The organism is Flavobacterium sp. (assembly GCF_029242675.1).
Taxonomy (GTDB): domain Bacteria; phylum Bacteroidota; class Bacteroidia; order Flavobacteriales; family Flavobacteriaceae; genus Flavobacterium.
Genome location: NZ_JAQWTM010000051.1, coordinates 1 through 1870, shown reverse-complemented (window position 1 = coordinate 1870; position 1870 = coordinate 1). Strand labels below are relative to the sequence as shown.

The 1870-nt window shown below is 31.1% G+C and carries 2 protein-coding genes; both read left to right on the top strand.

Annotated elements, in window-relative coordinates:
• The first annotated feature begins 183 nt into the window (after positions 1-183).
• Positions 184-753 (top strand): pentapeptide repeat-containing protein, encoded by a 570-nt coding sequence (locus P8M54_RS02040; RefSeq protein WP_300284478.1) that lies wholly within the window; start codon positions 184-186, stop codon positions 751-753.
• A gap of 75 nt (positions 754-828) precedes the next feature.
• Positions 829-1716 (top strand): carbon-nitrogen hydrolase, encoded by an 888-nt coding sequence (locus tag P8M54_RS02035; RefSeq protein ID WP_026707272.1) that lies wholly within the window; start codon positions 829-831, stop codon positions 1714-1716.
• Positions 1717-1870: the final 154 nt, after the last annotated feature.

Below are 1870 nucleotides of genomic sequence, written 5' to 3'. Positions count from 1 at the left end.
TAAAATATATAGTCTAATTATTGAAAAGTAACTACACACCTTAATTTCCTAAGTTAAAATCAATACTTTCCAATACATAATTTAGATAAAAATATCGCATTACAATAAAGACAAGACCCACCATTATTTTTCTTAAATTTGTACCAGAAAACATATTACTTTATCTACTATAAACACTTCACAATGACCGCATATATATTAGATAAAACCTACAAAAATATAAATTACGAGCAAAATGATTTAAATCATCAAGAATTTGAAAGTTGTACATTTAAATCTTGCAGTTTTACTGTTTGTAACTTTATTGCAGTCACATTTATAGATTGTATTTTCACAGATTGTGATTTTTCTAATGCAATGATTAATCACGTTGCTTTCAGGAACGTTAATTTTAAAAATTGCACTATTATAGCTGTCAATTTTGCGATGACTGACAAATTAATTTTCGAAATTAACTTTGATAACTGCAAACTCGATTTCTCAAAATTCTATGCTTTGAAGATGAAAAACACCACTTTTAAAGATTGTAGTATTGTCGCAGTCGATTTCATGGATTGTGATTTGACCGATGCTCTATTTGCTAATTGCGATTTATATCGTTCAGAGTTTGCTGGTGCAAAAGCTATACGTACAAATTTTTATTCTAGTTACAATTACATTATTGACCCAAAGAAAACTGCAATTAAAAAAGCAAACTTTTCACTATCTGCAATTCATGGCTTACTTGCCAAACATGATATTGTCGTTGTATAATTTTTTCTTAAATCAAAAATCACCATTTTTTACTGTTTATAAAATTCACTAAATTTGCACACTAAAATCAATACTATGTCAAACAAAAAATATAAAATTGCAGTTATTCAGTTAAACTTAAATGATGTTGCCGAAAACAACCTTAAAAAATGTATGAGCTGGGTAAGAGATGCTGCAAATCAAGGAGCAGAAGTAATTACGTTACCAGAATTATACAGCAGCCATTATTTTTGTCAAAGTGAAGACGTTGATAATTTCGAAATTGCCGAGCCATTATATAGTACTTCATTTATAGCATTTAGCGCTTTAGCAAAAGAATTAGGAGTAGTAATAATTGTTCCTTTTTTCGAAAAAAGAATGGCAGGAATTTACCACAACAGTGCTTATATAATAGACACTGACGGTTCAGAAGCTGGTTTATATAGAAAAATGCACATTCCAGATGACCCGCATTTTTACGAAAAATTCTACTTTACACCTGGAGATTTAGGTTTTAAAACGATTCCTACCAAAAAAGGAAAAGTAGGTACATTAATTTGTTGGGATCAATGGTACCCAGAAGCAGCCCGTTTAACTGCTTTGCAAGGTGCAGAAGTTTTATTCTACCCTACAGCTATAGGATGGCACCCAGGTGAAAAAGAACAGTACGGAACAAATCAGTACGGTGCTTGGATGAACGTCATGAAAGGCCACGCTGTAGCAAATGGAGTTTATGTTGCTGCTGCCAATAGAATAGGTTTAGAAAAATATTTACCAGATACTGACGGAATCGAATTTTGGGGAGCTTCATTTATTGCAGGTCCTCAAGGAGAAATTTTAGCACAAGCTTCACATGATAAGGAAGAAATTCTAATCGCAGAAGTAGACTTGGATGTTCAAGAAAATATTCGTCAAAACTGGCCGTTCTTTAGAGATCGTAGAATTGACGCTTTTGGAGATATTACTAAAAGAGCAATTGACTAATTGCTCTTAAAAATTATAAAACACTTTTATTAAAAGGACTAAGGCATTTTGCTTTAGTCCTTTTCTATTATAAATAAAGTTCTTTTTAAACTATTTTTACCAATTCTTAAATTGTGCAATTCAAAAACCAATCTACTTATTTATAGAAAATCAC